The sequence below is a fragment of the Saccharomonospora saliphila YIM 90502 genome, from assembly GCF_000383795.1.
Classification (GTDB): domain Bacteria; phylum Actinomycetota; class Actinomycetes; order Mycobacteriales; family Pseudonocardiaceae; genus Saccharomonospora; species Saccharomonospora saliphila.
The window spans coordinates 42679-47144 of the sequence record NZ_KB912598.1 but is presented as its reverse complement, the minus strand read 5'-3'; the positions used below and the strand labels follow the sequence as shown (position 1 = coordinate 47144).

3 protein-coding genes are annotated in these 4466 nt (G+C 70.4%); 1 reads left to right on the top strand and 2 read right to left on the bottom strand.

The annotated features are described in order from the left end of the window. A partial coding sequence (locus tag SACSA_RS20865) for a condensation domain-containing protein (RefSeq protein ID WP_019812651.1) occupies positions 1-1631 on the bottom strand: 1631 nt, incomplete at its 3' end. Positions 1632-1747: 116 nt separating this feature from the next. Further along, positions 1748-2077 (bottom strand): ferredoxin, encoded by a 330-nt coding sequence (gene fdxA / locus SACSA_RS0100600; protein WP_019812649.1) that lies wholly within the window; start codon positions 2075-2077, stop codon positions 1748-1750. Positions 2078-2236: 159 nt separating this feature from the next. Here fdxA and SACSA_RS20860 point away from each other — a divergent pair. After that, positions 2237-4466, top strand: a 2230-nt coding sequence (locus SACSA_RS20860; RefSeq protein ID WP_019812648.1) for a heavy metal translocating P-type ATPase, incomplete at its 3' end; no start/stop codon positions are given.

Genomic DNA, 4466 nt, shown 5'->3' with positions numbered 1-4466 from the left:
CGGTCGCCCGCGGAGTCGGCACGGAACCCGAGCGCGTCGTGCAGCAGGCCCGCGGTCGCCCGGGCTGGACTGGCGTTGAGCTCGGCGCGGCGCGCGAGCTGGTCGTCCGGGGTGAGGTCGAAGCGCGTGCGCAGCCAGGCCGACTCGTCGGTGGCCAGCTCGTGCAGCACCGTCTGGAAGGCGGCGTGCATCGCGTCGATCACCCCGTCGGGGAACATCGACTCGATGACGTCCCAGGCGACCCAGACGGTGCCGTCGGACTGCTCCCAGAACTGACAGTCGATCAGGACCTGCGGCGTCTCCAGCATCGAGTAGGTGGGCCTGGGGAACTTGCCCATCGACAGCCCGCTGCTGATGACGTACGGGCACGCGGCCCGGCCCGGCGTGCGGCGGTGCTGGTTGAGGGCCTGCAGGACCTTCACCCCGCTGTAGTGGGTGTGGGCGACGTCGGCGTCGACCTGGGCCCGCAGCCTGCGTGCCCGCGCCTCGAAGGTCTCCTCGGCGCGCCAGTCCACCTCGAGCGGGTACAGCGCGGCGAAGTTGCCGAGCACCTCGCCGATCTGAGGGTGGATCGGCAGGCGGTGGGTGACCATGTTGTTGAGCAGGAAGTGGCGGGAACCACTCCAGGTGGACACGACCTGGGCGTAGGCGGCGTACATGACCGTGGTGGGCGTCAGGCCGCGTTCCCGCGCCCGGCCGGTGAGCGCGACCCAGTCCTGGGCGGGCACCACGAACTCGCGGCGGCTCAGCTCCGAGCGTTCCCGCTGGCTGCCCGAGGTCACCAGCGGGATCGGCGGGGCGTCGGGCCAGTGGGGGATGCGCTCGAGCCAGTAGTCCCGTGCCGCGGTGCCGAGCGGGGACCGCTCCATCTCGGCCAGGGTGCGGACGCAGTCGCCGAAGCTGACCTCGAGTTCGGGCAGCCGGCGGTCGGGGTCGTGGTAGAGCGCGAAAATGTCCTTGAGGAACTGGCTGGCTCCGATGCCGTCGGTGAAGAAGTTGTTGTTGTTCCAGTGCACCCGGCCCTGACCGTGGTCGCGCAGGCTGATCTGGATGTCGAACCACGGCCAGCGGTCGATCGGCAGTTGCCTGCGGCGCAGCGATGCGCGCAGGCGCGTCAGCTCCTCCTCGACCGTGGCGGCGGGCAGGCCGCGCAGGTCGTGGACTCGTGCCTCGAGCGGCGTGAACGTTTCGATCCGGCGCAACTGGATGTCCTCGGTGAGCACGACGAGGTCGTCGCGGTGGCGCCGGAGGTTGCGGTTGACCGAGGCCATGAACCGGTCGACGTCGAAGTCGGGAAAGTCGAACTCCATGTACTGGTGGGGCCGGACGTGATACTCCAGCCCCTCGGCCGAGCCGACGAGGAACGCCGTCTGCAGGTCGGAGAGCGCGAAGGGTTCGTCCGCGGCCGAGGGATTGGCGGTGACCACGGGCAGCTCGTGGTCCGGGCCGCTGTCGGCTCCGGCGAGCCAGCGCACCAGGTCGGGCTTGCACGCGACGATCCGGTCGCGCAGAGCGGCCGACAACGTCCCGGCGGGTGCGGTGACCTCGAGATCGTCGTCGGCCAGCCGGATCCTGATGTCCGCTCGCGCGAGGTCGGCGAGCAGCGACTGCACGGGTTCTGTGGCGGTCATGGGTCACCTCGGTCCTTGAGAGCAAGCACGGCCCGGCCGTGGAAGTGCCGCGTCCGTGCGGGATGCCGGCCGCGGTGGCGGCCGGTGTCGTGGTGCGGTGCCGGTCGGGTGACCGGTCAGTCGGCGTGCTGTCCGCGTGGAGGCAGGTCGCGAACGAATGGCGGGTCGTGCGCGGTCTTGCCCACCTTCGCCGCGCCACCCGGGGAGCCAAGCTCGTCGAAGAAGTCCGCGTTGATCGTGGTGTAGTGCGCCCACTGCTCGGGCACGTCGTCCTCGTAGTAGATGGCCTCCACGGGACAGACCGGCTCGCAGGCCCCGCAGTCGACGCACTCGTCAGGGTGGATGTAGAGCATCCGCTCGCCTTCGTAGATGCAGTCGACGGGGCACTCGTCGACACACGCCTTGTCCAGGACGTCCACACAGGGCTCGACGATCACGTACGCCACGACTTCCCTCCTCGGCAGCGGCCCGCGGCAGCGGTCAGTCTCCGAGTTGAACTCGGGTTCAAGTCAAGATCGCGAGCAGGCTTGACCTTGGTGTGCACACCAAGGTTTAGCGTTGCCGGACGTTCGTGGTCTCTGATGTGAACAGGTGGGTGACCTGCCGTGACCAAACCACCTCTGACGGGCGGGGAACAGGCTCCGCCCGAGGCCGGCGTCGAGACGCGCCGGTACCGGGTGATCTCAGGATGCGTCGAATGCGCCAGTGATCTCACTCCGCTCCGGCGCGTCGAAGGCGTGCGTGACGTGCGGATGCTGTCCGCGTCCGGCGTGCTCGCGGTCGAGGCGCAGGAGAGCGTGGAACAGGAGACCCTGCTGCGCACCGCCGCGGCTTCCGGGTTGACGCTGGCGCCCGAGCAGTCCGCCGCGACCGCGGAGACGCAGGCGACGACGAAGTCGCGCTGGTACCTGCGGCCCGACATGGTGCTGCTGTTCATCGCGGCCGTGTTCATGGCCGCCTCGGAGATCATGGCCCGGCGCATGCCGGAGGCCACCCTCCCGGTGGTGCTCGCCTACATCTCCGTCGCGGTGGGCATTGTCTTCCCGGCCCGCAACGCGTGGACGCTGGCACGGAACAAGCGCTTCTCCATCAACGTGCTGCTTCTGGTCGCCGTGGCGGGGGCGATACCCCTGGGCCGGGTGATCGAGGCCGCGTGTGTGGTCGTCATCTTCTCGCTCGGCATGGTGCTGGAGAACTACGTCGCCGACCGGGCGCGCCGGTCGATCCAGCGCCTGATGGATCTCGCGCCCCGGGTCTCCGAGCGCCTCGAACCCGACGGCACCGTGCGCACCGTGCCGGTCGAGGAGCTGGGCATCGACGACGTCGTGCTGGTGCGTCCCGGCTCGCGGGTGCCCTCCGACGGCGAGGTCGTGCAGGGCACGTCCTGGATCGACACCTCGGCGGTGACCGGGGAGTCCATGCCCGTCGAGGTCGTCTCGGGCGACACCGTCTACGGCGGCACCCTCAACGGGGACGGCGCGCTGCGGGTACGGGTCACCAAGCAGTACGAGGACACCGTGCTGGCCCGGGTGATCCGTGAGGTCGAGGAAGCGCAGCAGAACCGGGGACGGGCGCAGCGCTTCGCCGAGAAGTTCGCGACCGTCTACACGCCGGCGATGATCGCGCTCGCGGTGGCGATGACGGCGTTCGGCCCGCTGCTGCTCGGGCTGACCTTCCAGGAGGCCTTCTACCGCGCCCTGGTCGTGCTGATCGTGTCCTGCTCCTGCGCGCTGGTGCTGTCCGTGCCGGTCAGTGTCGTGTCCGCGGTCGCCCGCGCGGCGCGGGACGGAGTGCTGATCAAGGGCGGTGCCTACCTCGAAGAGCTGTCGCGGGTCCGCACCGTGGCCTTCGACAAGACGGGCACGCTCACCCTGGGACGCCCGGCGCTGGTCAGCGTGCACGCGCTCGACCGGGACAGTGACGAGGAACTGATCAGGCTGGCCGCGGCCGTGGAAGCGGCGGCCACGCATCCGATCGCCGAGGCGATCGTGCACGCCGCCCGCGAGCGGGACATCCCGGTCCGGCCCGCCGACGACACCACCATCGTCGCGGGCAGGGGCGCCGACGCCACCGTCGATGGTCGGCGGATCTCGGTGGGCCGGGTGGACAACACCGAGGCCGACTCCCGCACGGCCGAGGCGCTCGCCGCGATCGAGTCCGCCGGTGCCACACCGGTGGCCGTGCTCGAGGACGGCAGGACGCTCGGACTGTTCGGCGTCGCCGACGAGCTGCGGCCCGAGACCGCCACGGCGGTGCGCGAGCTGCGTGAGCTGGGTGTGGAGCGCACGCTGATGCTCACCGGCGACCGCGAGCGGGTCGCGACCGCGATCGCGGACAAGGTCGGCATCGACACGGTGCGCGCCGGATTGATGCCGCACGACAAGAGCACCGCGATCGGCGAGAGCCGGACACAGGGCGGTTCGGTGGTCATGGTGGGTGACGGCGTCAACGACGCGCCCGCGCTGGCCTCGTCCGATGTCGCGGTCGTGATGGGTGCCGCAGGCACCGACGTCGCGATGGAGACCGCCGACGTCGCCCTGATGTCGGACGATCTGACCAAGCTGCCGTACACCGTGCGGCTGGCGCGGCGCGCCAACCGCGTCATCGCGCAGAACGTGACGGTGTCGTTGATCGTCATCTTCCTGCTGGTGATCGCGGCGCTGACGGGAGCGTTCAACCTCACCCAGGGCGTGTTGATCAACGAGGTGTTCGCGCTCGTCATCATCGCCAACGGGCTCCGGCTGCTGCGTGGCCGCAAGGACACCGCGCAGGCTCCGGCCGTGGCCCGGCCGCCCGCACCCCAGCGCACGGCCGACGCGGAGCCCGCCACGTCGG